Genomic DNA, 23,748 nt, shown 5'->3' with positions numbered 1-23,748 from the left:
TAGCAATCTTTCAGGCAACAATGATGTGACTGAAACACCGCTATCGCAGGCAAGCCAGCGCCCACATTTTGACCGTATTTCAACCTAGAGTTTTGCGCTGAAACTGCAACATCACCTCCAATCCTCCACCTTCGCGATTGCTCAAGCTCAAACGCCCGTCATGGGCACTGGCAATCGTATGCGCGATGCTCAACCCCAGCCCGTACCCTCCGGTTTCCACATTGCGCGAGCCTTCCACCCGGTAAAACGGCTCCATCACCTGGTCCAGCTGTTCCTGGGGAATCCCCGGCCCACGGTCGCTGATGACAATTTTCAAGCTGTCCGCCTTGTCCTCCACCCGCACCACCACCTCGCGGCCATAACGCACCGCGTTCTCCAGCAGGTTCTGCACGCAACGCTTGAGACTGCGGGCATACCCCGGCAACGGCTGTTTGGCCCGCCCTTCTATCGTGACGGTTTCACCCACATCCTGCAGATCCGCCTGCAAGCTTTGCAGCAAGGCGTTGATGTCGATGTTCTGGCGCTTTTCGTTGATTTCGCCGCTGCTGACAAAATCCAGGGTGCTGGAAACCATGTGTTCCATTTCTTCCAGATCGCTGCGAAAGCGCTCCTTGGTGCGGTTGTCTTCGAGCATTTCCGTACGTAACCGCAGGCGTGTGATGGGTGAACGCAGGTCGTGGGACACCGCCGCAAGGAAACGCGTGCGTTCAGCGATGTTGGCGATCAGCCGCTGTTGCATGGCGTTGAATGCCTGGGCGGCGCGGCGTACTTCGGTGGGCCCATCAACTGAAAGCGGTGGCCGTTGAATATCCCGGCCCAACGCTTCGGCCGCCTTGGCCAGGGCGTTGAGCGGGCGAATGGCCAGGCGCACCGCCACCAAAGCAATGATCACCAACACCAACACCCGCAGCAGATAAATACGCATCACGTAGTCGAACAGCAGGTCCATCGGCGAGGTGCTGGTCCAGCCCTGTTCCTCGGTGGCCTGTACCTGCAACCAGCGCCCGTCCGGCAAACGCAGGTCAATCAGGAACTGCCCCACCACCGGCCTGGAGCCGAGCAAGGTCGACAGCCCGGCGTGCTGGCCCTCGGCATCCAGCAACTTGAGACTCAACAGATGCAGGTTCTGCGTGTAGCCAGTTTTTTGCGACAGCACTTTATTCAGCAGACGCTCGGTGGCTCGGTCGCTGTCGCTGATGCTGCTCGGCACATCACTGGCCTGGTCACTGAGCGTCAGATGAAAGCGCGGCGTATCAAGCAGCTTGATCAACACATCAGCCTGCGCCGGATCGCTGTGCACCAGCCGCACCACGTCCGCCAGCCGCGTGGCGATCAGCCGGCTGGGAATTTCCAGCACCTGGCCGTGGCGCATGTCGTACCAGATGCTGCTGGTCAGGGCCTGGGCCGCGAGCATGCCGCTGACCAAAATCAGCACCAACCGGCCAAACAACGAACGTGGCAGCAGTTTCACGATTGCAGCGCCACGTCATCGGCGGTGAGCATGTAGCCCTCGTTGCGCACGGTCTTGATCAGCCCGGCCGGCAACTGCGAGCGCAGGCGGCTGACGCACACATCAATCGAGCGGTCGAACGGTGTGCTGTCCTTGTCGAACACGTGATTGAGTAAAAAGTCGCGGCTCAACGGCCGGTTGGGGTGTTGCAACAACAGGCGCAGCACCCGGTAGTCGGAGTTGCCGAGGCTGACCACCACGCCCTGCGGCGAAAGCAATTGTCGCGCCCGGGTGTCCAGTTGCCAGCCGGCAAAGCTGATGCCTGGCGCTTCGTCCAGCCGCGCCCGGTCCGGGAAACTCTGCACCCGGCGCAACACCACCTTGATCCGCACCAGCAACTCGCGCGGGTCGAACGGCTTGGGCAAGTAATCGTCGGCGCCGATTTCCAGGCCCACGATCCGGTCGATCAACGTGCCCTTGGCGGTCAGCATGATCACCGGCGTATTGGAGCTGACCCGCAATTCGCGGCACAAACTCAGGCCGTCTTCGCCCGGCAGCATCAGGTCGAGCACAATCAGGTCGATGACATTCAGCGCCAGGCGGCGGCGCATTTCCTTGCCGTCGCCGGCGGTAGATACCTGAAAACCGGCGTCACTCAGGTAGTCGCACAGCAACTGGCGGATTTGCGGGTCGTCATCGACGATCAGCAGGTGGTCTTGCTTGGCCATGGGGCAACTCGTCCGAAACTCAAAAGGCAGGAGATAGCCGAAACGTCAGCCAGGAGTACGCGCAAATGTAATGGAATGTTGTGGGAAGCGGTAATCACGCATCCACATTACAAAGCCACGGCGTGGCGGCCGGTATCGGTCTTTAGACTACCGAATCTAAATGAGATTAATTGTAATTTAGCCTAGGTCACTCCGAATGCCATTGCCTACCCCACGCGCCTTGTCGCTGCAAACTACCCTTGCGCCGATGTTCGGCCTGCTTGCCGCCGGCAGCCTTTCTCCCACTGCCTGGGCCGATGCGCCGGTGGCGGCGTCCAATGATTCAGTGGTCAGCCTGCCAGAAATCAAGGTCGACGGCGAAGCCACCTCCACCTTCAAGGTCGACCGGGTGACCTCGGCGAAAATCAGCCAGCCGCTGCTGGACGCGCCGCAAAGTGTGACCATCGTCCCGCAGCAAGTGCTCAAGGAGCAGAACGCGCAAACCCTGCAGGAAGTATTGCGCAACGTGCCGGGCATCACCTTCATGTCTGGCGAAGGCAACCTGGGCTGGGGCGACCTGTTTTCGATTCGGGGGTTTTCCTCGGAGCAGAGCCTGACCGTCGACGGTGTGCGCGATGCCGGCCAATCGACCCGCACCGACACTTTCAACCTGCAACAGGCGGAAGTGTTCAAGGGCACCGGTTCGATCGAATCCGGCGTTTCCGCGGTAGGCGGCAGCGTCAATCTGGTGAGTAAAGAAGCGCACCTGGGCGACGCCAACAAACTCTCGGCCGGCATCGGCACCGACAGCTACCGCCGCCTTACCGGCGATTTCAACAAACAACTCAACGACACCACGGCCCTGCGCATCAACCTGATGAAGCACTACAACCAGGTGGCCGAGCGCGACGACGTGGACTACGACCGCTGGGGCATCGCGACCTCCCTCGGCTTCGGCCTGGGCACCGACACCCGCCTGTTTATCGACACCTTCTACCAGAAGGACGACAACACCCCGGACGGCGGCGTACCGATCCAGCGCGGCACCGACGGCGACCGCATGCCGGGCGTGAAGCGTTCGAACTGGTACGGCGATTCGCACCTGTACACCCAGCAGACCAAAACCACCTCGCTCACCGCCCGCTTCGAGCATGATTTTGACTGGAACCAAGCGACCCTGAAAAACCAGACCAAGTGGGAACGCACCGACAACTTCGCCGTGCTTTCACCCGCACGCTTCTTTGCCGCCAATGCCAGTGGCCAGAAAACCTGCACCGGTACGCGCTGTGCGACCTTGGGCTACACCGGCGTAGGACCGGTCAGCCAGGTGCCCGGCAGCACGGTGAATGCCTACCCGGGATACGCCAACAGCGGCAGCACCGCCTACGGCATTCTACGGGGCAGCGACTTCGGCTTGTCCAAGCGCTACACCATCCTCGACAACCAGACCGACTTCGCCTTCACACTCAATACCGGCGGCCTGGAGCACGCAGTCGTCAGCGGGCTGGAGTTCTACCACGAGACCTACGGCGGCCTGAAACGCAACGCCGAAGTGCCGGCGGGCGACCTGTTCTTCGACATGAATGACCCCAACCACAGCTTCGCCAGCACCACCACCGTCAAGGGCGAGGGCGACCCGCGCTCGGTGATCGACAACGCCGGTCTCTACCTCGGTGACACGATTACCCTGAACGAGCAATGGCAAGTCCTCGGTTCGCTGCGCTATGACCACTGGCAGGCCGAGACCAGCCAGCGCGGCCAAGCCACCATCAACAGCACCGACGGTGCCGTGAGCGGCCGCGTCGGCGCGGTGTACAAGCCTTTGCCTAACGGCAGCATCTATGTGTCCTACAGCGAAGCGGCACAACCGTCAGCCCTCGGCGCGTCGACCAACAACCAGATCTACGGCGCAGCCAGCACCAGCAACTACACCCCGGCCAAGTCGAAAACCTACGAAATCGGCACCAAGTGGGACATTGCCCACGACCTGCTGAACGTCACCGCCGCGGTTTTCCGCACCGAGCTGGACAACTCCTGGGAATACCAGGACGGCGAAACCGCCCCGGTACGCGCCCTTCCCGCCAAGCGTGTCGACGGCGTAGAACTTGGGCTGCAAGGCAATATCAACCCGCGCTGGACGGTATACAGCGGGTTCTCGGCGCTCAAGAGCACCCAGACCAAGGGCGCCAACAAAGGCGAAGAAGCCAAGAACGTCCCGGACCTGACCGCCAACCTGTGGACCACCTACGCCCTCACCGACGACCTGAGCCTGAGCTACGGCGCGCAATACGTAGGACGCCGGCGCTACAGCGACAACAAATACGTCGGTGGCCTGAACAACAACAGCAGCTACGCCACCGGCCCCTCCGGCGTGTACGCGATCTACACCCGCGACCACGAAAAGGCCCCCGGCTACTGGCTCAACAACGTGGCCGCGCAATACAAAGTGAACAAGCAAACCACGGTCAACCTCAACCTCAACAACGTGTTTAACAAGTTCTACTACAGCCAGATCGGCTCGTCCCTGGACGGCTTCCAGCTCTACGGCATTCCGGGCGCCGGGCGCACGCTCACCGCCAGCGTCGACTATGAGTTTTAAGCCGTGCTGATCGAAATCCCTGCCCTGCTGAAAGCCGAAGAAGTCGAAGTGGCCGTCGCCACCTTGCTCGATCAACCGTGGGTCGACGGCAAGGTCACCGCCGGGCAGCGCTCGGCCATGGCGAAAAATAACCGGCAGCTGTCGGAAGACGCCCCGGTAGCGATTCGCCTGGGTGAGCAGATTCTGTCGCGGCTGTCGGACAACGCGCTGTTCATGTCTGCCGCCCTGCCAAAGAAAATCTACCCGCCGCTGTTCAACCGCTACAGCGGCGGCGAGGCCTTCGACTGGCATATCGACAATGCAATTCGCGGCCTCAAGGGCGTGCGCGAGCGGGTACGCACCGACATCTCCGCCACCTTGTTCCTGGCTGACCCGGCCAGTTACGACGGTGGCGAACTGGTGATTCGCGACACCTTTGGCGAACACGCGGTGAAGCTGCCGGCCGGGCACTTGCTGATTTATCCCGCCAGCAGCCTGCACAAGATCAACCCGGTGACCCGGGGCGAGCGCATCGCCAGTTTCTTCTGGATCGAAAGCCTGGTGCGCGAAGACAGCCAGCGCCAACTGCTGCTGGACATGGACGTGGCGATTCAACGCCTCAGCGCCCAACACGCCGACGACCACGCACTGCTGCAACTGAGCGGCGCCTATCACAACCTTTTGCGGCGCTGGAGCGATGTCTGATGCGCCGCCTTCACCTGGAGTTCTCGCCATGCTGAAACCCCGCAACTTCCTCAAGCTGGGCGCGCTGTTTGCCGTGCTCGTTCTAGGCCACGCCGAAACCGCTGCGGCCCATGAAGTCACCGACGTGCTGGGCCGCAAGGTCGAGGTGCCAGACCACGTGCAGCGTGTGGTGCTCGGTGAAGGCCGGCTGATTTCGGCGTTTGCCTTGCTGGACAAGGACGCACCGTTCCAGCGGATTGTTGGCTGGCAGAATGACTTGAAACTGCTGGACGCCCACACCTACAACGCCTACGTGGCGAAATTTCCGACGGTAAAAGACATCCCGCTGATTGGCCAGGCGTCGGAGCAAAGCGTCAGCGCCGAGGAAATTCTTTCGCTGAAACCGGACCTGGCGGTGTTCAGCATCTCCGGCCACGGCCCGACCGAACACAGCTCGGTGGCCGATGTGCTGGCCAAGGCGGGGATCGCGGTATTGTTCGTCGACTTCCGCATCAACCCGGTGCAAGGCACCCATACCAGCATGACCGCCCTGGGCCAGGCCCTTGGCCGGGAAACCCAGGCCAAGGCGTTCCTCGACTTTTATGACCAGCACATCAAGGTGATCACCGACGCCGTCGCCACCTTGCCGGCCGGTCCGCGCCCGAGCGTGTTCCTGGAATTGCTGGCCGGCGCCTGGCAGGCACCGGGGCACACCACCGGCAAGAGCGGCATGGGTGAAGTGATCAAACTGGTGGGCGGGCGCAACATCGCCGCCGACGTGGTGCCGGGGGCGCTGGGAGATATCAGTGTCGAGTACGCGCTGAAGGCTGACCCGGATGTATATGTGGCCACCGGCAATCACAAGCCCGGGTTGATTCTGGGTGCAGGCGTGAGCAACGAAGACGCGCGTGCCGCGTTTGATACCGTGCTGGCACGCCCTGAGTTTGTGAACCTTCGGGCGATTCGTGAGGGCAATTCCCACGGCCTGTGGCATGACTTCTACAACTCGCCGTACAACCTGCTGGCAATTGAAGCGCTGGCCAAGTGGGTGCATCCGCAATTGTTCGCCAAGCTGGACCCGAGCGCGACCATGGACGCGATGAACCAACAGTTCCTCGGCATGCCGCTGCAGGGTGCTTACTGGATTGATGGCAAGGCCAAGTAACTAAGGCTCACAACCCATTCCCTGCCTGGACACGGTTCCTGTGGGAGCTGGCTTGCCTGCGATAGCGGTGTTGGATTCACCATCGCCATCGCAGGCAAGCCAGCTCCCACACTGACCGCGTACCGGCAGGGATTTTCGTCGTTTTCAAGGCTGCGAATCCAATGACCACTCAAACCCTCGACCTCGCCAGCGCCAGCCAGGGCTACCGCCGCCTGCTGGCCCGGCGCTGCTGGCTGCTGGCCCTGCTGGGTGGCGCGCTGATGTGCGCGATCCTAGTGGACTTGGCCAGCGGCCCGTCGGGCATGGGCCTTGGCGCCCTGCTCGATGGTTTGCTGCACCCCGCCCACCTGAGCCCCACCGACCAGGTGATTATCTGGAACGTGCGCCTGCCCTACGCGTTGATGGCTGTATTAGTGGGCTGCGCGCTGTCGCTGGCGGGCGCCGAGATGCAGGCGATCCTTAACAACCCGCTGGCCAGTCCGTTCACGCTGGGGGTTTCCTCGGCGGCGGCGTTGGGCGCCTCCTTGGTGATTGTGTTTCCGGTGACCACGCTGTGGGTGTCGGCCAATACGGCGATTTCCATTTCGGCGTTTGTGTTTGCCGCCGCCTCGGTATTTTTGCTGCAAGCCATGTCGCGCCTGCGCGGAGCCGGGGTCGAAAGCCTGGTGCTGTTCGGGATTGCCCTGGTGTTCAGTTGCAACGCGGTGGTCGCCCTGTTGCAACTGGTCGCCACCGAAGATGTGCTGCAACAACTGGTGTTCTGGACCTTGGGCAGCGTGACCCGGGCCAACTGGGACAAGCTTGGCATCCTCGCGTTTGTGGTGGCGGTGGTCATGCCTTTCTCCTTCGCTGCCGCCCCACGCCTGACCTTGCTGCGCATGGGCGAAGACCGTGCGCAAAGCTTTGGGGTCGACGTGAAGCGCCTGCGGTTTTTCTCGTTGTTGCGCATCAGCCTGCTGTCGGCCACCGCCGTGGCGTTTGTGGGAACCATCGGATTTATCGGCCTGGTAGGTCCGCATATCGCGCGGATTCTGGTAGGCGAAGACCAGCGCTTCCTGCTCCCGGCCAGCGCGCTTGTAGGTGCGTTGCTGCTGTCGCTGTCATCCATCGCCAGCAAGCTGATCATGCCCGGCGTCATTGTGCCGGTGGGTATCGTCACCGCACTGGTGGGCGTGCCGATTTTTGTGTTGCTGGTGTTCAAGCGTGGGAGGCAGTTATGAGTAGCGGGTTGTCGATTCAGAATGCCCATGTCAGTTATGGACGGCGGCAGATTGTGCATAACCTGAGTCTGCCGACCTTGGCCCATGGCAGCTTGACCGCGTTGATCGGGCCAAACGGTGCGGGTAAGTCGACGTTGTTGCGGGCGGTGGCCGGGCTGGAAAAAATGCAGGGCGTCGTAAGCCTGGGTGACCTGGACCTGACGAAAATGTCTGTTGGCGAGCGGGCTCGTCGTGTGACCTATATGCCGCAGAACCTGCCGCCGGGGTTGAGCCTGAGCGTGATGGAAAGCGTGATCGCAGCGTTACGCGTGGCGAATGTCGATGGCATCGCGCTGTCCAGTGACGCGTGCTTGCGCGAGGCGTTTGATGCGTTGCAGCGCATTGGCATCGCTCATCTGGCGGATCAGCTGTTAAGCACGCTATCCGGCGGCCAGCGGCAACTGGTCAGCCTGGCGCAACTGATTGCACGCCGGCCACAGGTGATGCTGCTGGATGAACCCACCAGTGCGCTGGACTTGAACTACCAGTTGAAGGTCATGGATTGCGTGCGCGACCTGGTACGGGAACACAACCTGATCGCCGTGGTGGTGCTGCACGACATCAACCTCGCAGCCCGTTATGCCGACCGCATTGCCGTGCTGCGCCAAGGCCGGTTGCATGCCTGTGGCCCGGCGGACAATGTGCTCGATGCGGCACTGTTTGCCGAAGTCTATGGTGTGCGGGTACGCATCGAGCGATGCTCACAACAAACGTTGCAGGTGTTGGTGGACGGCGCCGTAACCTGACCCCCCCGTAGCAGCTGTCGAGCCTAAGCGAGGCTGCGTTGGCCGCACCGCAACTATCAGGCCAGGCACCGCACCGAGTCGCACCCGACGCAGCCTCGCTAAAGCTCGACAGCTGCTACGGGAGGAGGGTTTCTGAAGAAATGACGGTGGCGTACTCGCCGTGCAGGTTGCCCAACGACATGGCATGTACCGCCTGCGCCGAATGCATCTGCCCGAAAAAGTCCGCCTTGTCGAAGGTGTAGCAGGCATCTTCGATAACCCACGTCTCAAACCCCAGGTTGCCGGCACTGCGGGCCGTGGCCTCCACCGAGTTATGGGTGGCCACGCCCACCAGCACCACTTGCCGAAGCCCGGCCTCACGCAAACTCGCTTCCAACCCTGTCCCACAAAATGCGTCCGGCACCCGTTTCTGGATCAACTGCTCACCCGCCTGCGGAATAAACGCGTCCTGAAACTCCACCCCCGACTGCTCCGGCCAGAACACCGATTCCGGCGAATGGGACAGATGCTGCACATGAATCACCGGCCAACCTTCGCGCCGCCAATGCCCCAGCAACGCCAGCATGCGCTCCTGCGCGTGCGGATTATTACGTCGCCCCAGCCTGGGATGATGAATGCCTTTTTGCTGGTCAATCAGAATCAACGCTGCGCCCGCACGAATATCCATATCGATAGACCCAAATGTTTCATTGAATTTTCGTCACCCTAACATTACCTATACCTACAGGCATTCGCTCAAGCGTCACCACCCTTGGAGAGCTTCATGATCGACCTGTATTACTGGACCACCCCCAACGGTCACAAAGTGTCGTTGTTCCTGGAAGAAGCCGGCCTGCCTTACGAGGTGCACCCGATCAACATCGGCCAGGGCGATCAGTTCAAGCCCGACTTCCTGAAAATCGCTCCCAATAACCGTATCCCGGCCATCGTCGATCAGAACCCGACCGATGGCGGCGCGCCGATTTCCCTGTTTGAATCCGGCGCCATCTTGCTGTACCTCGCGGAAAAAACCGGCCAGTTCATCCCCAAGGACCTGCGCGGTCGTCAGGAAGCACTGCAATGGTTGTTCTGGCAAATGGGCGGCCTGGGACCGATGGCCGGGCAAAATCACCACTTCAGCCAATTCGCCCCGGAGAAGATTCCCTACGCGATCAAACGCTATGTGGATGAGACCGCCCGCCTGTATGGCGTGCTGGACCGACGCCTGGCCGACCGCACGTTTGTGGCGGGCGAGGAATACAGCATTGCCGACATGGCGATCTACCCGTGGATCGTTTCCCACAAGTGGCAGAGCCAGAAGCTCGAAGACTTCCCCCATGTAGAACGCTGGTTCAACCACATCAAACAACGCCCGGCGACGGTACGTGCGTATGAGCTGGTGCAGAAGGTCAACCCGCCGAAATCCTGACCCAAAGGCGCATTTCACTCCTTGTGGGAGCTGGGTTGCCTGCGATTGCATCCCTATGGTGAACCAGACACGCCGAGGTGCCTGCATCGCAGGCAAGCCAGCTCCCACAGGATTTTGTGCTGATCCATAAATCTATCTACAAATAAGCATCGCCTCCCGCTTGCGTCGTTTCGCCGCGCTCACTAACGTAGCGCCTTTACTGACGCTACCCCCCGCAGGAGCTTTGCCATGGCCTCGCCAGCCCTCTCACATTTTCTTCCCCGGTTCGGCGTTGCCGCGGCCATTGCCAGTGCCTTGGGCCTGGCCGGTTGCCAGTTACAAAGCACCCAGGACACCCTGCCTCCGGTTTCCGGCGTGCAGCCCATCAAGGGCCTGGCGCAGAACGTTTCCGTGCGCCGCAATAACCAAGGCATCCCGCTGATTGAAAGCAGCACCTTCCATGACGCGCTGTTCACGCTGGGCTATGTGCACGCCAGCGACCGCATCACCCAGATGGTCACCCTGCGCCTGCTGGCCCAGGGCCGTCTGGCGGAAATGTCCGGGCCGCAAGTGCTGGATGTCGACCGGTTCATGCGGGCGGTCAACCTGCGCAAAAGCGCCGGCGAGCTGTATAACGCCTCGTCGCCGCGCCTCAAGCGCTTCTTTGAAGTGTATGCCCGCGGGGTCAACGCCTACCTGTTCCGCTACCGCGACAAGCTGCCGCCAGACCTGGCCCAGACTGGCTACAAGCCTGAATACTGGAAGCCGGAAGATTCGGCGTTGTTGTTCTGCCTGCTGAATTTCAGTGAATCCACAAACCTGCAGGAAGAATTGTCCTCGTTGGTGCTTGCGCAAAAAGTCGGCGCCGACAAACTCGCCTGGCTGACCCCAAGCTACCCGGATGAACCGTTGCCGGTGGCCGAGTCCGACAAGCTCAAGGGCATCAACCTGAGCCAGGTCCCGGGCCTCGCCGCCTTGACCAACCTCAGCGAACATCTCGGCAGCCTGAACACGTTGGGCACTTCCAGCTCCAGCAACTGGGCGATCGGCCCGCAGCGCAGCCGCAGTAACAAGAGCCTGCTGGCCAACGACCTGTCGACCTCGATGCAGGCGCCGTCGCTGTGGAACTACGTACAGATCCGCTCGCCGAAATACCAGGCCGCCGGTGTGTCGATCGCCGGTTTGCCCACCCTGCTTTCAGGCTTCAACGGCAAGGTGGCATGGAGCATGAGCCAGGTTGCGGGCGACACCCAGGATGTGTTCCTGGAGAAGGTCAAGCGCCAGGGCAACGCGCTGTACTACGAGAACAACGGTAAATGGCTGCCGGCCATCGTGCGTAACGAAACCTACTTCGCCAAGGGCCAGCGGCCGATTCGCGAAGCGGTATACGAAACGCGCCACGGGCCATTGCTTAATAGTGCCCAGGCGCTGAACGGCGGCTACGGCCTGGCGTTGCAGACCGCCGACTTCAAGGACGATAAGAGCCTGGACGCGTTCTTCGACCTGTCCCGTGCACAAAACGCCGGCAAAGCGTCTGATGCAACCCGGGAAATTCGCGCGATTGCCTTGAACATGGTCTTCGCCGACGCCAGCAGCATCGGCTGGCAGGTGACCGGACGCTTCCCCAATCGCCGTGAAGGCGAAGGCCTGGTGCCGTCGCCGGGCTGGGACGGGCGCTACGACTGGGATGGCTACGCCGATGCGATGCTGCACCCTTATGATCAAGACCCGACCCAAGGCTGGATCGGCACTGCCAACCAACGCACCATTCCCCGTGGCTACGGCATGCAACTGTCCAACTCGTGGGCTGCGCCGGAACGCGCCGAACGTATCGCGCAGCTGGCGGGCAGCGGCAAGCACGACAGCCGCAGCATGATCGCCATGCAGTACGACCAGACCACCACGTTCGCCGCCAAGCTCAAGCGCATGTTCCAGGCGCCGGGCATGGCCCAGCCGCTGAAACAGGCGATCGATGGATTGCCGGTGGCAGACCAGGCCAAGGCGCGCGAAGCGCTGGGCCGCCTGATGGCCTTCGATGGTCGGCTGGCCGCCACCTCGGCAGACGCGGCGATTTATGAACTGTTCCTGCAGGAAAGCGCCAAGCAGATTTTCCTCGACGAACTCGGCCCCGAAAACAGCGCCACCTGGAAAGCCTTTATCGGCAACGCCAACCTGTCGTACTCGGCGGTGGCCGACCACCTGCTGGGCCGCGAAGACAGCCCGTTCTGGAATGACGCCCGCACCGGGCAGAAAACCGACAAGCCGACCATCCTCGCCCGCAGCCTGGCCGCGGCGATCAGCGCCGGCGACAGCGCGTTGGGCGCCGATCACAAGGCCTGGCAATGGGGCAAACTGCACAGCTACACCTGGAAGAACACCAGCGGCCAGGCCATTCGCGGCCCACTGGCAGCGGGCGGCGATCACAACACGCTGAACAGTGCACCGTATAGCTGGGGCCAGAGTTTCGACACAACCCAGGTGCCGGCGCTGCGGATGATCGTCGACTTCGGCCAGGTGGAACCGATGATGGGCCAGAGCGGTATTGGCCAATCCGGCAACCCGGCCAGCCCGAACTATGCCAATGGCATCGACCCGTGGCTGAAGGCGCAATACCTGAGCTTCCCGATGCAGCCGCAGAACTTCGACGCCGTGTATGGGAAGACGCGGTTGACGTTGGTGCCAGGAAAATAACCGGGTTTCCCTGACTCAACCGGATCAACATGTGGAAGCGAGCTTGCTGTGGTGAGTGGGCTTGCTGTGGTGAGCGAGCTTGCTGTGGTGAGCGGGCTTGCCCCGCGTTGGGCTGCGAAGCAGCCCCATCAATCTGTGGTGAACTCACGGGGGACAAGCCCCCTCACCACAGCAAGCCCGCTCCCACAGTTGATCGCATCCATTTCCGATAGAACTTCTCCACCCGCCCCCGCCTCATAACTAACAAGCCCACCTCCACGGCATGCCCATGGACCTTGTTATCGCACGGCCCGAAGGCCTCTACTGCCCCGCCGGGGATTTCTACATCGACCCCTGGCGCCCGGTGGAACGCTCGGTGATCACCCACGCCCACGGCGATCACGCCCGCACCGGCAACCAACACTATCTGGCCGCCGCCCCCGGCGAAGGCATCCTGCGCTCACGCCTGGGCCAGGACATCAACCTGCAAACCCTGGCCTACGGCGAAACCCTGCGCCATCACGGCGTCAATTTGAGCTTCCATCCCGCCGGCCATGTGCTCGGTTCAGCCCAGGTGCGCCTCGAATACCAGGGCGAAGTGTGGGTTGCCTCCGGTGACTACAAAGTCGAACCCGACGGCACCTGCGCACCGTTCGAACCCGTGCGCTGCCATACCTTCATCACCGAGTCGACCTTCGGCCTGCCGATCTACCGTTGGCAGCCCCAGGCGCAGATTTTTGCCGGGATCAACGACTGGTGGCAGGCGAATAGTGCCGCCGGCAAGGCCAGCGTGTTGTTTTGCTATTCCTTCGGCAAGGCCCAGCGGATTCTCCATGGCATCGACGCCAGCATCGGCCCGATCCTCAGCCATGGCGCGGTCGAACCGCTGAACCGGGTGTACCGCGAAGCCGGCGTCTATATCCCCGAAACCCTCTACGCCGGTGACTTCAAAAAAACCGACCCTTTGTTGCGCCAAGCCCTGATCATCGCCCCGCCCTCGGCCGGCGGCAGCACCTGGATGCGCCGTTTCGGCGATTACAGCGACGCCTTCGCCAGCGGCTGGATGCGCCTGCGCGGCACCCGGCGGCGGCGCGGGGTGGACCGCGGTTTCGTGCTTTCAGACCACGCCGACTGGCCCGGGCTGTTGTGGGCCATTGAGCAAACCGGCGCCGAGCGGGTGATGGTCACCCACGGTTCTGTGGGCGTATTGGTCCGCCACCTGCGGGAAAAGGGCCTGGACGCCCAGGGGTTCACCACCGAATACGGCGATGACGAAGAGGAAGCTACGTCATGAAAGCCTTCGCCGAGCTGTACGCCAATCTCGACGCCACAACCTCCAGCAACGCCAAACTCGCTGCCTTGCAGGCCTATTTCCTCCAGGCGCCAGCGCAAGATGCCGCGTGGGCGGTGTACTTTTTATCCGGCGGGCGGCCACGGCAACTGGTGCCCACACGCTTGCTGCGGGACATGGCCACCGAAGCCGCCGGCATTGAGCCGTGGTTGTTCGAAGAAAGTTATCAGTCGGTAGGCGACCTGGCAGAAACCATTTCCCTGCTGTTACCGGAATCGCCCCACACCTCGGACGACGGTTTGGCGATATGGCTGGAAGAGAAACTCTTGCCGTTGCGCGGCCTGCCGCCAGAAGAATTGAGTGAACGCCTGCCCGCCTTGTGGGCACAACTGGATCAACCCAGCCTGATGCTATGCATCAAGCTGATCACCGGCAGCTTTCGCGTGGGCGTGTCGAAGTTGCTGGTTACCCGCGCCCTCGCGGCCATGGCCGGGCTGGACAGCAAACGTGTGGCCCAACGCCTGGTGGGCTACACCGACCTGTCCAACCGTCCGACCGCCGAAGGTTATTTGAAGCTGATTGCCGCCGAATCATTGGACGAACACGCACAACGTGGCGGGCAGCCTTATCCGTTTTTTCTTGCCCATGCCTTGGCCCAACCCGTGGAGCAATTCGATGCTTTGCTTGGCGCCCCCGATGACTGGCAAGTGGAATGGAAGTGGGACGGCATTCGCGCGCAACTGGTCAAGCGTGAAGGCCGTTTGTGGGTCTGGTCCCGGGGCGAGGAGCTGGTGACCGACCGCTTCCCGGAGCTTCATGACCTGGCGCACAGCCTGCCCGATGGCACGGTGATCGACGGTGAAATCGTGGTGTGGAAGGCCTCGGTACAGCCCTTTGCCCTGCTGCAACAGCGCATCGGCCGCAAAACCCTGAGCAAGAAAATTCTCGAAGACGCTCCCGTCGCGGTGCTGGCCTATGACCTGCTGGAACACCACGGTGAAGACTGGCGCAACCACATCCAGGCCGAGCGCCGGGCGCAACTGGAGCAAGTGATCAGCGACTGCAACCGGCCGACGTTGCAGGCGTCTCCATTGCTGACCGGCGACAGCTGGCAGGCATTGGCCGAGCAACGTGAAGCCTCCCGCAGCCTGGGCGTGGAAGGCATGATGCTCAAGGCCCGCGACGGCCTCTATGGCGTGGGGCGTACCAAGGACATGGGCGTGTGGTGGAAGTGGAAGGTCGACCCGTTCAGTGTCGACGCGGTGTTGATCTATGCCCAGCGCGGCCATGGCCGGCGCGCCAGCCTGTACAGCGACTACACCTTTGCGGTGTGGGACGGCCCGCCCGGTACTGAGCGTACGTTGGTGCCGTTCGCCAAGGCGTATTCGGGCCTGACCGATGAAGAAATGCGTAAGGTCGACGCCATCGTGCGCAAGACCACCGTGGAGAAATTCGGCCCGGTGAGCAGCGTAAAGCCCAGCCTGGTGTTTGAATTGGGTTTTGAAGGGATTGCCCTGTCCAAGCGGCACAAGAGCGGCATTGCCGTGCGGTTCCCGAGGATGTTGCGTTGGCGCCAGGATAAATCCGTGGATGAGGCAGACAACCTGGCCACACTGCAAAATCTGCTGGCCTGACCCAAGCCCTTGTAGGAGCTGGCTTGCCAGCGATAGCGTCCTCAAGATCACCGTCACATCCAAGAAACAATCGCCGGCAAGCCGGCTCCTACAGGATGATGCTGTGCTTCAGGTTGGTGCGGACAATTTTCCATGCCCGTTTTCGGGCATTTCCTATTGGCGCAACTCCTTAATCTCACCTTTTAAAACGACCATTCGGAACTATGGTGCAGAAATTGCTACTTGAGTTCGGTCTGACACCGTTCAGTAACAGTCCTAACCGCGCCACAAGCGCTTATCTTGGTTTCCAGGGATTACATAATGAAAAAAGCATTGCTGACCCTTTCTGCACTGGCTCTGTGCATGGCCGCAGGTTCTGCGCTGGCCAAGGAATACAAGGAATTGCGTTTTGGTGTCGATCCGTCCTACGCGCCGTTTGAGTCAAAAGCCGCTGACGGTAGCCTGGTGGGCTTCGATATCGACCTGGGCAATGCCATCTGTGCCGAGCTGAAGGTCAAGTGCAAGTGGGTCGAAAGTGATTTCGACGGCATGATTCCAGGCCTCAACGCCAACAAGTTTGATGGCGTGATTTCCTCGATGACCGTGACCGAAGCCCGTGAAAAGGCGATCGACTTCTCCAGCGAGCTGTTCTCCGGCCCGACTTCCCTGGTATTCAAAAAAGGCGCGAACTACTCCACGCCTGAGTCCCTCAAGGGTAAAACCGTGGGCTACGAGCAAGGCACCATCCAGGAAGCCTACGCCAAGGCCGTACTGGACAAAGCCGGTGTGACTACCAAGGCCTACGCCAACCAGGACCAGGTGTATGCCGACCTGACTTCCGGCCGCCTGGACGCTTCCGTGCAGGACATGCTGCAAGCCGAACTGGGCTTTTTGAAGTCGCCAGCCGGCGCTGACTACGAAGTCAGCAAGGCCATCGACGATCCACTACTGCCATCGAAAACTGCGGTCGGTATCAAAAAAGGTAACAAAGACCTCAAGGCCTTGTTGGATAAAGGTATCAAAGCGTTACACGATGATGGCACCTACGCCACCATCCAGAAGAAACACTTTGGCGATCTGAACCTGTACAGCGGCAAATAATGCCTGGGGCGCCCTTCCTCTGGAGGGGCGCTTTTTTATCGCCATAGGTCCTGATTTATGTTCGAAGATCTTTTGCAAACCCTGGGGCTCAGTGCCTTCAGCTTGAAGGGTTTCGGCCCGCTGTTGCTGCAAGGCACCTGGATGACCGTCAAGTTGTCGGTGTTCTCCCTGGCCGTCAGCGTGTTGCTGGGCTTGCTCGGCGCCACCGCCAAACTCTCCAGCCTGGCATTCGTGCGGATTCCCGCGCAGATCTACACCACCTTGATTCGCGGCGTGCCTGACCTGGTGCTGATGCTGCTGATTTTCTACAGCCTGCAAATCTGGCTGACCGGCTTTACCGACTTTATGGAATGGGACTACATCGAGATCGACCCATTCAGCGCCGGGGTGATCACCCTGGGCTTTATCTACGGTGCGTATTTTACCGAGACCTTTCGCGGCGCGATCCTCGCCGTGCCCCGTGGCCAACTGGAGGCCGCCACGGCCTACGGGCTCACGCGTGGCCAGCGGTTTCGCTTTGTGACCTTCCCGCAAATGATGCGCTTCGCCCTGCCGGGCATTAACAACAACTGGTGCGTGATGCTCAAGGCCACGGCCCTGGTGTCGATCATCGGCCTGGCGGACCTGGTCAAGGCCGCGCAGGATGCCGGCAAGAGCACGTATCAGTTGTTCTATTTCCTGGTGATCGCGGCGTTTATCTACCTATTGATCACCAGCGCATCCAACGTTGTCCTGCGCTACCTGGAACGGCGCTACTCCGCAGGCTCCCGGGAGGCAGTGCGATGATCGAGCTTATTCAACAATACTGGCGGCCCTTCCTTTATAGCGATGGCCAGCACATCACCGGCCTGGCCATGACGATGTGGCTGCTCAGTGCCTCGATCCTCATCGGCTTCGTGGTTTCGATCCCGCTCTCCATCGCCCGAGTGTCGCGCAATCGCTGGGTACGCTGGCCGGTGCAGTTCTACACCTACCTGTTTCGCGGCACGCCGCTGTATATCCAATTGCTGATTTGCTACACCGGGATCTACAGCATTGCGGCGGTTCGCGCCCAACCCGTGCTGGACGCGTTCTTTCGCGACGCGATGAACTGCACCATTCTCGCCTTCGCCCTCAACACCTGCGCCTACACCACGGAGATTTTTGCCGGGGCAATCCGCAGCATGGCCCACGGCGAAGTCGAAGCAGCAAAAGCCTATGGCCTGAGCGGCTGGAAGTTGTATGCCTATGTGATCATGCCGTCGGCCCTGCGCCGCTCGCTGCCGTATTACAGTAATGAAGTGATCCTGATGCTGCACTCGACGACAGTGGCCTTCACGGCGACAATCCCGGACATCTTGAAAGTCGCCCGGGACGCCAACTCTGCCACTTACATGACCTTCCAATCATTTGGTATCGCTGCGCTGATCTACCTGACCGTGACCTTTGCCCTGGTCGGTCTGTTTCGTCTGGCGGAGCGCCGCTGGCTGGCCTTTCTCGGCCCCAGCCACTAAGGAGCCTGCATGCGTCATCAGACTCATCCACTCGTGGCGCCGGTGCCGGGCACGGCGCGGCAGATCCACAGCTTCCACTTCGGGCCCGAGCAGGCCGAAGGCAAGGTGTACATCCAGTCGTCGCTGCACGCCGACGAGCTGCCGGGCATGCTGGTAGCCTGGCACCTGAAGGCGCGCCTGGCACAACTGGCCACCGCCGGGCGCCTGCGCAGCGAAATCGTGCTGGTGCCCATCGCCAACCCGACGGGCCTGGAACAGGTGTTGATGGACATCCCGCTGGGCCGCTATGAACTGGAAAGCGGGCAGAACTTCAATCGCCTGTTTGTCGACCTGAGCGACGAAGTCGGCAATCAGGTCGAAGGTTTGCTGGGGGATGACCCTAAGCACAACGCCGAGCTGATCCGCGACGCCCTGACCATGGCCCTGGCGGCGCAGACGCCCGTCACGCAACTGGAGTCCCAGCGCCTGGTGCTGCAACGCCTGGCCTGCGATGCCGACATGGTGCTGGACCTGCACTGCGACTTCGAAGCCGTGGCGCACCTGTACACCACCCCCGAGGCGTGGCCGAAGGTTGAGCCGTTGGCGCGCTATATCGGTTCGCAGGCCAGCCTGTTGGCCACCGATTCCGGCGGGCAGTCGTTCGATGAGTGTTTCACGCTGGTGTGGTGGCAATTGCAACAACGCTTTGGCGAGCGCTTCCCGATTCCGATGGGCAGTTTTTCGGTGACCGTCGAGTTGCGCGGCCAGGGCGATGTAAACCACGGCCTGGCCAGCCTCGACTGCCAGGCGATCATTGATTACCTGATTCACTTCGGCGCGATCAGCGGCGAGCCTGCACCGTTGCCGGCATTGCCCTACCCCGCCACACCGCTGGCAGGCGTCGAACCGGTGGCCACGCCCGTCGGCGGCTTGCTGGTGTTCAGCGCCCTGCCTGGGGAATACGTGGAGGCCGGACAACTGATCGCCGAAATCATCGACCCCATTTCTGACCGCGTAACGCCGGTGCATTGCCGCAATGCCGGCCTGCTTTACGCCCGTTCGCTGCGGCGCATGGCCACTTCCGGGATGGTTATCGCCCATGTCGCGGGCACTGAAGCCTATCGCAGCGGCTATCTACTTTCGCCTTGAGGATGCACGCCCCATGTACAAATTGACCGTTGAAGGCCTGCATAAAAGCTATGGCGACAATGAGGTGCTCAAAGGTGTCTCGCTCAAGGCCAAGACCGGTGATGTGATCAGCTTGATCGGCGCCAGCGGCTCGGGCAAAAGCACCTTTTTGCGCTGCATCAACTTTCTTGAACAGCCCAATGATGGCGCCATGACGTTGGACGGCCAGCAGATCCGCATGGTCAGCGACCGCCATGGGATGCGCGTGGCGGATGACGCTGAGTTGCAGCGCCTGCGCACGCGGTTGGCGATGGTGTTTCAGCATTTCAATTTGTGGAGCCACATGAGTGTGCTGGAGAACATCACCATGGCGCCGCGCCGGGTGCTGGGTTGCAGCAAGAAAGACGCCGAGGACCGTGCCCGCCGGTACCTGGACAAGGTTGGCTTGCCGGCGCGGGTGGCGGATCAATATCCGGCGTTTTTGTCGGGTGGGCAGCAACAGCGGGTGGCGATTGCCCGGGCGTTGGCGATGGAGCCGGAGGTGATGCTGTTTGACGAGCCGACTTCGGCGCTGGATCCGGAATTGGTGGGTGAGGTGTTGAAGGTGATCCAGGGTTTGGCTGAGGAAGGCCGGACGATGATCATGGTGACCCATGAGATGAGCTTTGCCCGGAAGGTATCGAGCCAGGTGCTGTTTTTGCACAAGGGGTTGGTGGAGGAACAAGGTGCGCCGGAGGATGTGCTGGGTAGCCCGAAGAGCGAGCGGTTGCAGCAGTTTTTGAGTGGGAATTTGAAGTAGCCGGTCGGGGGTGGGGTGTATATCCGTTATTTAGGTAACGGCCGCCTAGGGTCCGCTCTTACAGCGGCCTGAAAGCCGACTTGAGTGTTAAAAGCAAAATCAAAAGCTAAAGCGGGGACGGTCCACTGTAGGAGCTGGCTTGCCGGCGATGGCATCGCCTCGGTGTGTCTGGAAGACCGAGGTGTTTGCATCGCAGGCAAGCCAGCTCCCACAGAAAAGCAGAGCCACCCCGCCCGTAGCAGCTGTCGAGCGCCAGCGAGGCTGCGTGCTTTTGATCTTGATCTGCTCTTGATTTTGATCTGCGGGCCCCGTCAACCACGATGGCCTTCGTTCCGGCATGCCGAGCCTAGGCGAGGCACCGAGTGGTGGGGCAAAGCGTTTTTTGGTTACTTTTTTAGGCGTTTGTAAAAAAGTGACCCGCTGTAAGAGCTGAACCCTAAGTAGCCGTTACCTAAATAACGGATATACCCCCCCCAGCAATCGCAGTTAAACCTTTCCCCCACCGCACGGGTCTCTGAAATACACCCCCAGAGCCCCAAGCATGGCCAAATCCCCCGACTACGCCAAACACTGGTTCGCCGCCAAGGGCTGGAAACCGTTCGCCTTCCAAAAAGACGTATGGCAGGCAGTCAAGGAAGGCCAATCGGGACTGCTCCACGCCAGCACCGGCGCCGGGAAAACCTACGCACTGTGGTTCGCCGCCCTCAACCGCTTCGCCATCACCGAAGACACTCCCCGCAAACGCAAAACACCCGCCGAACCGCTGACAGTCCTGTGGATCACCCCCATGCGTGCCCTGGCCGCAGACACCGCCCGGGCCCTTGAAGCACCGCTGCAATCACTGAACATCCCCTGGAGCGTGGGCCTGCGCACCGGCGATACCAGCAGCAGCGAGCGCGCCCGCCAGAGCCGTCGCCTGCCCACCACCCTGATCACCACCCCGGAAAGCCTGACGCTGATGCTCGCCCGCGCCGACAGCCAGGTCAGCCTGTCGCGACTGCGCATGGTGGTCGTGGATGAATGGCACGAATTGATCGGCAACAAACGCGGCGTACAACTGCAATTGGCCCTCGCCCGCCTGCGGCAATGGCATCCTGAGCTGATTGTGTGGGGTATATCCGCGACATTGGGTAATCAAGCCCACGCGTTGGAGGTGTTGATCCCACAAGGCGGTGGGATCAACGTGCAGGGCCAGACGACCAAGAAACTGCGGGTGGACACCCTGCTGCCCCCGGTTATCGAGCGTTTCCCGTGGGCCGGCCACATCGGCCTGAAAATGCTCCCGCAGGTGGTGGCCGAGGTCGACGCCAGCAGCAGTTGCCTGGTGTTTACCAACACACGGGCGCAATCGGAAATCTGGTACCAGGCCTTGCTCGATGCTCGTCCCGACTGGGCCGGGTTGATTGCCTTGCACCACGGCTCGCTGTCCCGGGAAACCCGTGATTGGGTGGAACGCGCCTTGAAGGAGGGGCAACTGAAGGCCGTGGTATGTACGTCGAGCCTGGACCTGGGGGTGGATTTCCTGCCGGTGGAACGGGTGCTGCAGATTGGCTCGGCCAAGGGTGTGGCGCGCCTGATGCAACGTGCCGGGCGTTCCGGCCACGCACCAGGCCGCCCGTCGCGCGTCACGCTGGTGCCGACCCACAGCCTGGAACTGGTGGAAGCCGCTGGCGCGCAGGACGCCATCGCTGAACGGCGCATCGAAGCCCGTCAGTCGCCCCACAAGCCGTTGGATGTGCTGGTGCAGCATTTGGTGAGCATGGCGCTGGGCGGCGGCTTTGTGCCGGATGCGCTGCTGGCAGAGGTGCGTACCGCCTGGGCCTATCGAGACCTGAGCGACGCGGATTGGGCCTGGGCATTGGGCTTCGTGCGCCATGGTGGCCTATCGCTGACTGCCTACCCGGATTACCGCAGGGTCGAGCCAGACGAACACGGCATCTGGCGCGTACCCGATGCCCGGCTGGCGCGGCGCCATCGGATGAGCGTGGGCACCATCGTCAGCGACGCTAGCATCCAGCTCAAATTCTGGAGCAAAGGCGGCGGTGGCAAGACCCTGGGCAGTGTCGAGGAAGGTTTTATTGCGCGGCTGAAGCCAGGGGATGGTTTTCTGTTTGCCGGGCGCCTGCTGGAATTGGTCCGGGTGGAGAACATGACTGCTTATGTACGGCGCAGTAACGTGAAAAAGGCCGCCGTACCGCGCTGGAACGGCGGGCGCATGCCACTTTCCAATGAACTGGCCCAGGCAGTGGTCAAGCGCTTCGATGCGGCCGCCCACGGTCAATTCATCGGGCCGGAGATGCAGGCGGTGCAACCGTTGCTGGAAACCCAGTTGCGCTGGTCCGGGCTGCCGACTCGCGAGCATCTGCTGGCCGAGGCGCTCAAGTCGCGGGAAGGCTGGCACCTGTTTTTGTATCCGTTCGCCGGGCGCCAGGTGCATCTTGGGCTGGCAAGCCTGTTGGCGTGGCGGGTCAGCCGGCAACAGGCGGTGACGTTTTCGATTGCGGTCAACGACTATGGGCTGGAGCTACTGAGCGCGACCGAAGTGAATTGGCCGGCCTTACTGGGGGGTGGGGCACTGTTCAGTCCGGATCATCTGCTGGACGACGTGGTAGCGAGCCTGAATGCCGGTGAACTGGCCCTGCGGCGCTTTCGCGAGATCGCGCGGATCGCCGGGCTGGTGTTCGCAGGCTACCCGGGCGCGCCGAAAAGTACGCGCCAGGTGCAGGCCTCCAGCGGTTTGTTCTTTGAAGTGTTCAAGCAATACGACCCACAGAACCTGCTGCTGACCCAGGCAGGGGAAGAAGTCCTGCGGGATGAGTTGGATATTCGTCGGCTGGAAGAAACGTTGCAGCACTTATCAGCATTAAAACTGGACCTGCATCTGGTCAAGCGGCCTACCCCGCTGGCCTTTCCGTTGCTGGTGGAGCGTTTCCGGGAAAGCCTGAGCTCGGAAAAACTTTCGGAGCGCATTGCACGGATGGTTCAGGACCTGGAAAAAATCGCCGATAACGGGAAAAACTGATGCCCTCTCATTACCCGATACAACTGGCAGAAGAAGCCCTGTGGTTGCTGGCGGACAAGGCCGTGTATTGGCCTGCGAGAAAATGCCTGTTGATCGCCGACGCGCACTTTGGCAAGGCGTCGGCCTATCGCAGCCTCGGCCAGCCAGTGCCGCAGGGCACGACCACTGACAACCTGCAGCGCCTGGACCAACTGTTGGCCGCCTACCCGTGTGTGCAGGTGATCTTCCTCGGCGACTTCCTCCACGGGCCCGGCTCCCACGCCAGCGGCACCCTGAACGCATTGAGGGCCTGGCGAGAGCGTCATTCAACCGTGGCGCTCACGCTGATTCGCGGCAACCACGACAAGCGCGCAGGCGACCCACCTGCCGACCTGGCGATGGAGGTGGTAACCGAGCCCCTGCTGATGGGCCCGTTTGCGCTGCAGCACGAACCCGACGTCCATGCCAGCCACCATGTACTGGCCGGGCACGTGCATCCGGTGTATCGCCTGCGGGGCAAGGGTCGGCAAAGCTTGCGCCTGCCGTGCTTCCGGCTCGGCGCCCAAGTCAGCCTGTTGCCGGCATTCGGTGCGTTTACAGGAGGTTATTCAGTGACTCATGACGAAGACAGCCAGATCTTTGTGATCGGCGACCATGAAGTATGGCCAGTGCGTTGAGCAACTGACCATTGGGCCAC

The 23,748-nt window shown here is 61.4% G+C and carries 19 protein-coding genes; 16 read left to right on the top strand and 3 right to left on the bottom strand.

Features of this window, described 5'->3' with window-relative positions; translation table 11 throughout:
* Positions 1 to 79: 79 nt before the first annotated feature.
* Together RGV33_RS06850 and RGV33_RS06845 are read right to left on the bottom strand one after the other, a co-directional pair.
* Complete coding sequence (locus RGV33_RS06850; protein ID WP_322143618.1) at positions 80 to 1,471, bottom strand: ATP-binding protein; 1,392 nt, start codon at positions 1,469 to 1,471, stop codon at positions 80 to 82.
* The gene (locus RGV33_RS06845) at positions 1,468 to 2,178 is read right to left on the bottom strand and encodes a response regulator (protein WP_322143617.1); all 711 of its coding nucleotides are present in this window, start codon (positions 2,176 to 2,178) and stop codon (positions 1,468 to 1,470) included. Before RGV33_RS06845 ends, RGV33_RS06850 begins: the two co-directional genes overlap by 4 nt.
* A gap of 196 nt (positions 2,179 to 2,374) precedes the next feature.
* Here RGV33_RS06845 and RGV33_RS06840 point away from each other — a divergent pair, with 196 nt between their 5' ends.
* From RGV33_RS06840 to RGV33_RS06820, 5 genes are all read left to right on the top strand, one after another.
* A complete protein-coding gene (locus RGV33_RS06840; RefSeq protein WP_322143616.1) occupies positions 2,375 to 4,756 on the top strand; it encodes a TonB-dependent siderophore receptor in 2,382 nt (793 codons plus the stop codon).
* A 3-nt stretch (positions 4,757 to 4,759) separates the two neighbouring features.
* Complete coding sequence (locus RGV33_RS06835; RefSeq protein ID WP_322143615.1) at positions 4,760 to 5,440, top strand: Fe2+-dependent dioxygenase; 681 nt, start codon at positions 4,760 to 4,762, stop codon at positions 5,438 to 5,440.
* A gap of 28 nt (positions 5,441 to 5,468) precedes the next feature.
* Positions 5,469 to 6,584: an ABC transporter substrate-binding protein gene (locus RGV33_RS06830; RefSeq protein ID WP_322143614.1), complete on the top strand. Its 1,116-nt coding sequence runs from the start codon at positions 5,469 to 5,471 to the stop codon at positions 6,582 to 6,584.
* Between the two features lie 161 nt (positions 6,585 to 6,745).
* A complete protein-coding gene (locus RGV33_RS06825; RefSeq protein ID WP_322143613.1) occupies positions 6,746 to 7,804 on the top strand; it encodes an iron ABC transporter permease in 1,059 nt (352 codons plus the stop codon).
* A complete protein-coding gene (locus RGV33_RS06820; RefSeq protein WP_322143612.1) occupies positions 7,801 to 8,589 on the top strand; it encodes an ABC transporter ATP-binding protein in 789 nt (262 codons plus the stop codon). Before RGV33_RS06825 ends, RGV33_RS06820 begins: the two co-directional genes overlap by 4 nt.
* Positions 8,590 to 8,704: 115 nt before the next feature.
* On the opposite strand, the gene RGV33_RS06815 is transcribed toward RGV33_RS06820, so the two are convergent.
* Positions 8,705 to 9,256 carry a cysteine hydrolase family protein gene (locus RGV33_RS06815; protein WP_322143611.1) on the bottom strand — a complete coding sequence of 184 codons (552 nt, stop codon included), beginning with the start codon at positions 9,254 to 9,256 and terminating at the stop codon, positions 8,705 to 8,707.
* 96 nt (positions 9,257 to 9,352) lie between these two features.
* Between RGV33_RS06815 and RGV33_RS06810 the strand changes: the two genes are divergently transcribed.
* The 11 genes from RGV33_RS06810 (at position 9,353) to pdeM (ending at position 23,728) form a co-directional block, all read left to right on the top strand.
* Complete coding sequence (locus RGV33_RS06810; RefSeq protein ID WP_322143610.1) at positions 9,353 to 9,997, top strand: glutathione binding-like protein; 645 nt, start codon at positions 9,353 to 9,355, stop codon at positions 9,995 to 9,997.
* 228 nt (positions 9,998 to 10,225) lie between these two features.
* Positions 10,226 to 12,667, top strand: a complete 2,442-nt coding sequence (locus tag RGV33_RS06805; RefSeq protein WP_322143609.1) for a penicillin acylase family protein — start codon at positions 10,226 to 10,228, stop codon at positions 12,665 to 12,667.
* A gap of 268 nt (positions 12,668 to 12,935) precedes the next feature.
* A complete protein-coding gene (locus RGV33_RS06800; protein ID WP_322143608.1) occupies positions 12,936 to 13,940 on the top strand; it encodes a ligase-associated DNA damage response exonuclease in 1,005 nt (334 codons plus the stop codon).
* Entirely contained in the window at positions 13,937 to 15,571 is a 1,635-nt protein-coding gene (locus RGV33_RS06795) for an ATP-dependent DNA ligase (RefSeq protein ID WP_322143607.1), read from the top strand. Before RGV33_RS06800 ends, RGV33_RS06795 begins: the two co-directional genes overlap by 4 nt.
* Before the next feature lie 300 nt (positions 15,572 to 15,871).
* Positions 15,872 to 16,651 carry a transporter substrate-binding domain-containing protein gene (locus RGV33_RS06790; RefSeq protein ID WP_322143606.1) on the top strand — a complete coding sequence of 260 codons (780 nt, stop codon included), beginning with the start codon at positions 15,872 to 15,874 and terminating at the stop codon, positions 16,649 to 16,651.
* Between the two features lie 57 nt (positions 16,652 to 16,708).
* Positions 16,709 to 17,437, top strand: coding sequence for an ABC transporter permease (locus RGV33_RS06785; protein WP_322143605.1), 729 nt, complete (start codon positions 16,709 to 16,711; stop codon positions 17,435 to 17,437).
* Positions 17,434 to 18,144, top strand: coding sequence for an ABC transporter permease (locus RGV33_RS06780; protein ID WP_322143604.1), 711 nt, complete (start codon positions 17,434 to 17,436; stop codon positions 18,142 to 18,144). Before RGV33_RS06785 ends, RGV33_RS06780 begins: the two co-directional genes overlap by 4 nt.
* Positions 18,145 to 18,153: 9 nt before the next feature.
* Complete coding sequence (locus RGV33_RS06775; RefSeq protein ID WP_322143603.1) at positions 18,154 to 19,272, top strand: succinylglutamate desuccinylase/aspartoacylase family protein; 1,119 nt, start codon at positions 18,154 to 18,156, stop codon at positions 19,270 to 19,272.
* A 13-nt stretch (positions 19,273 to 19,285) separates the two neighbouring features.
* Positions 19,286 to 20,050, top strand: coding sequence for an ABC transporter ATP-binding protein (locus RGV33_RS06770; protein ID WP_322143602.1), 765 nt, complete (start codon positions 19,286 to 19,288; stop codon positions 20,048 to 20,050).
* A 541-nt stretch (positions 20,051 to 20,591) separates the two neighbouring features.
* Positions 20,592 to 23,072: a ligase-associated DNA damage response DEXH box helicase gene (locus RGV33_RS06765; RefSeq protein ID WP_322143601.1), complete on the top strand. Its 2,481-nt coding sequence runs from the start codon at positions 20,592 to 20,594 to the stop codon at positions 23,070 to 23,072.
* Positions 23,072 to 23,728 (top strand): ligase-associated DNA damage response endonuclease PdeM, encoded by a 657-nt coding sequence (gene pdeM / locus RGV33_RS06760; protein WP_322143600.1) that lies wholly within the window; start codon positions 23,072 to 23,074, stop codon positions 23,726 to 23,728. The genes RGV33_RS06765 and pdeM overlap by 1 nt, the downstream gene beginning before the upstream one ends.
* Positions 23,729 to 23,748 lie beyond the last annotated feature (20 nt).

Origin of the sequence: Pseudomonas sp. Bout1 (assembly GCF_034314165.1) — a bacterium.
Taxonomy (GTDB): domain Bacteria; phylum Pseudomonadota; class Gammaproteobacteria; order Pseudomonadales; family Pseudomonadaceae; genus Aquipseudomonas.
The sequence above is the reverse complement of the archived record's forward strand: the minus strand, read 5'-3'. Positions and strand labels throughout refer to the sequence as shown.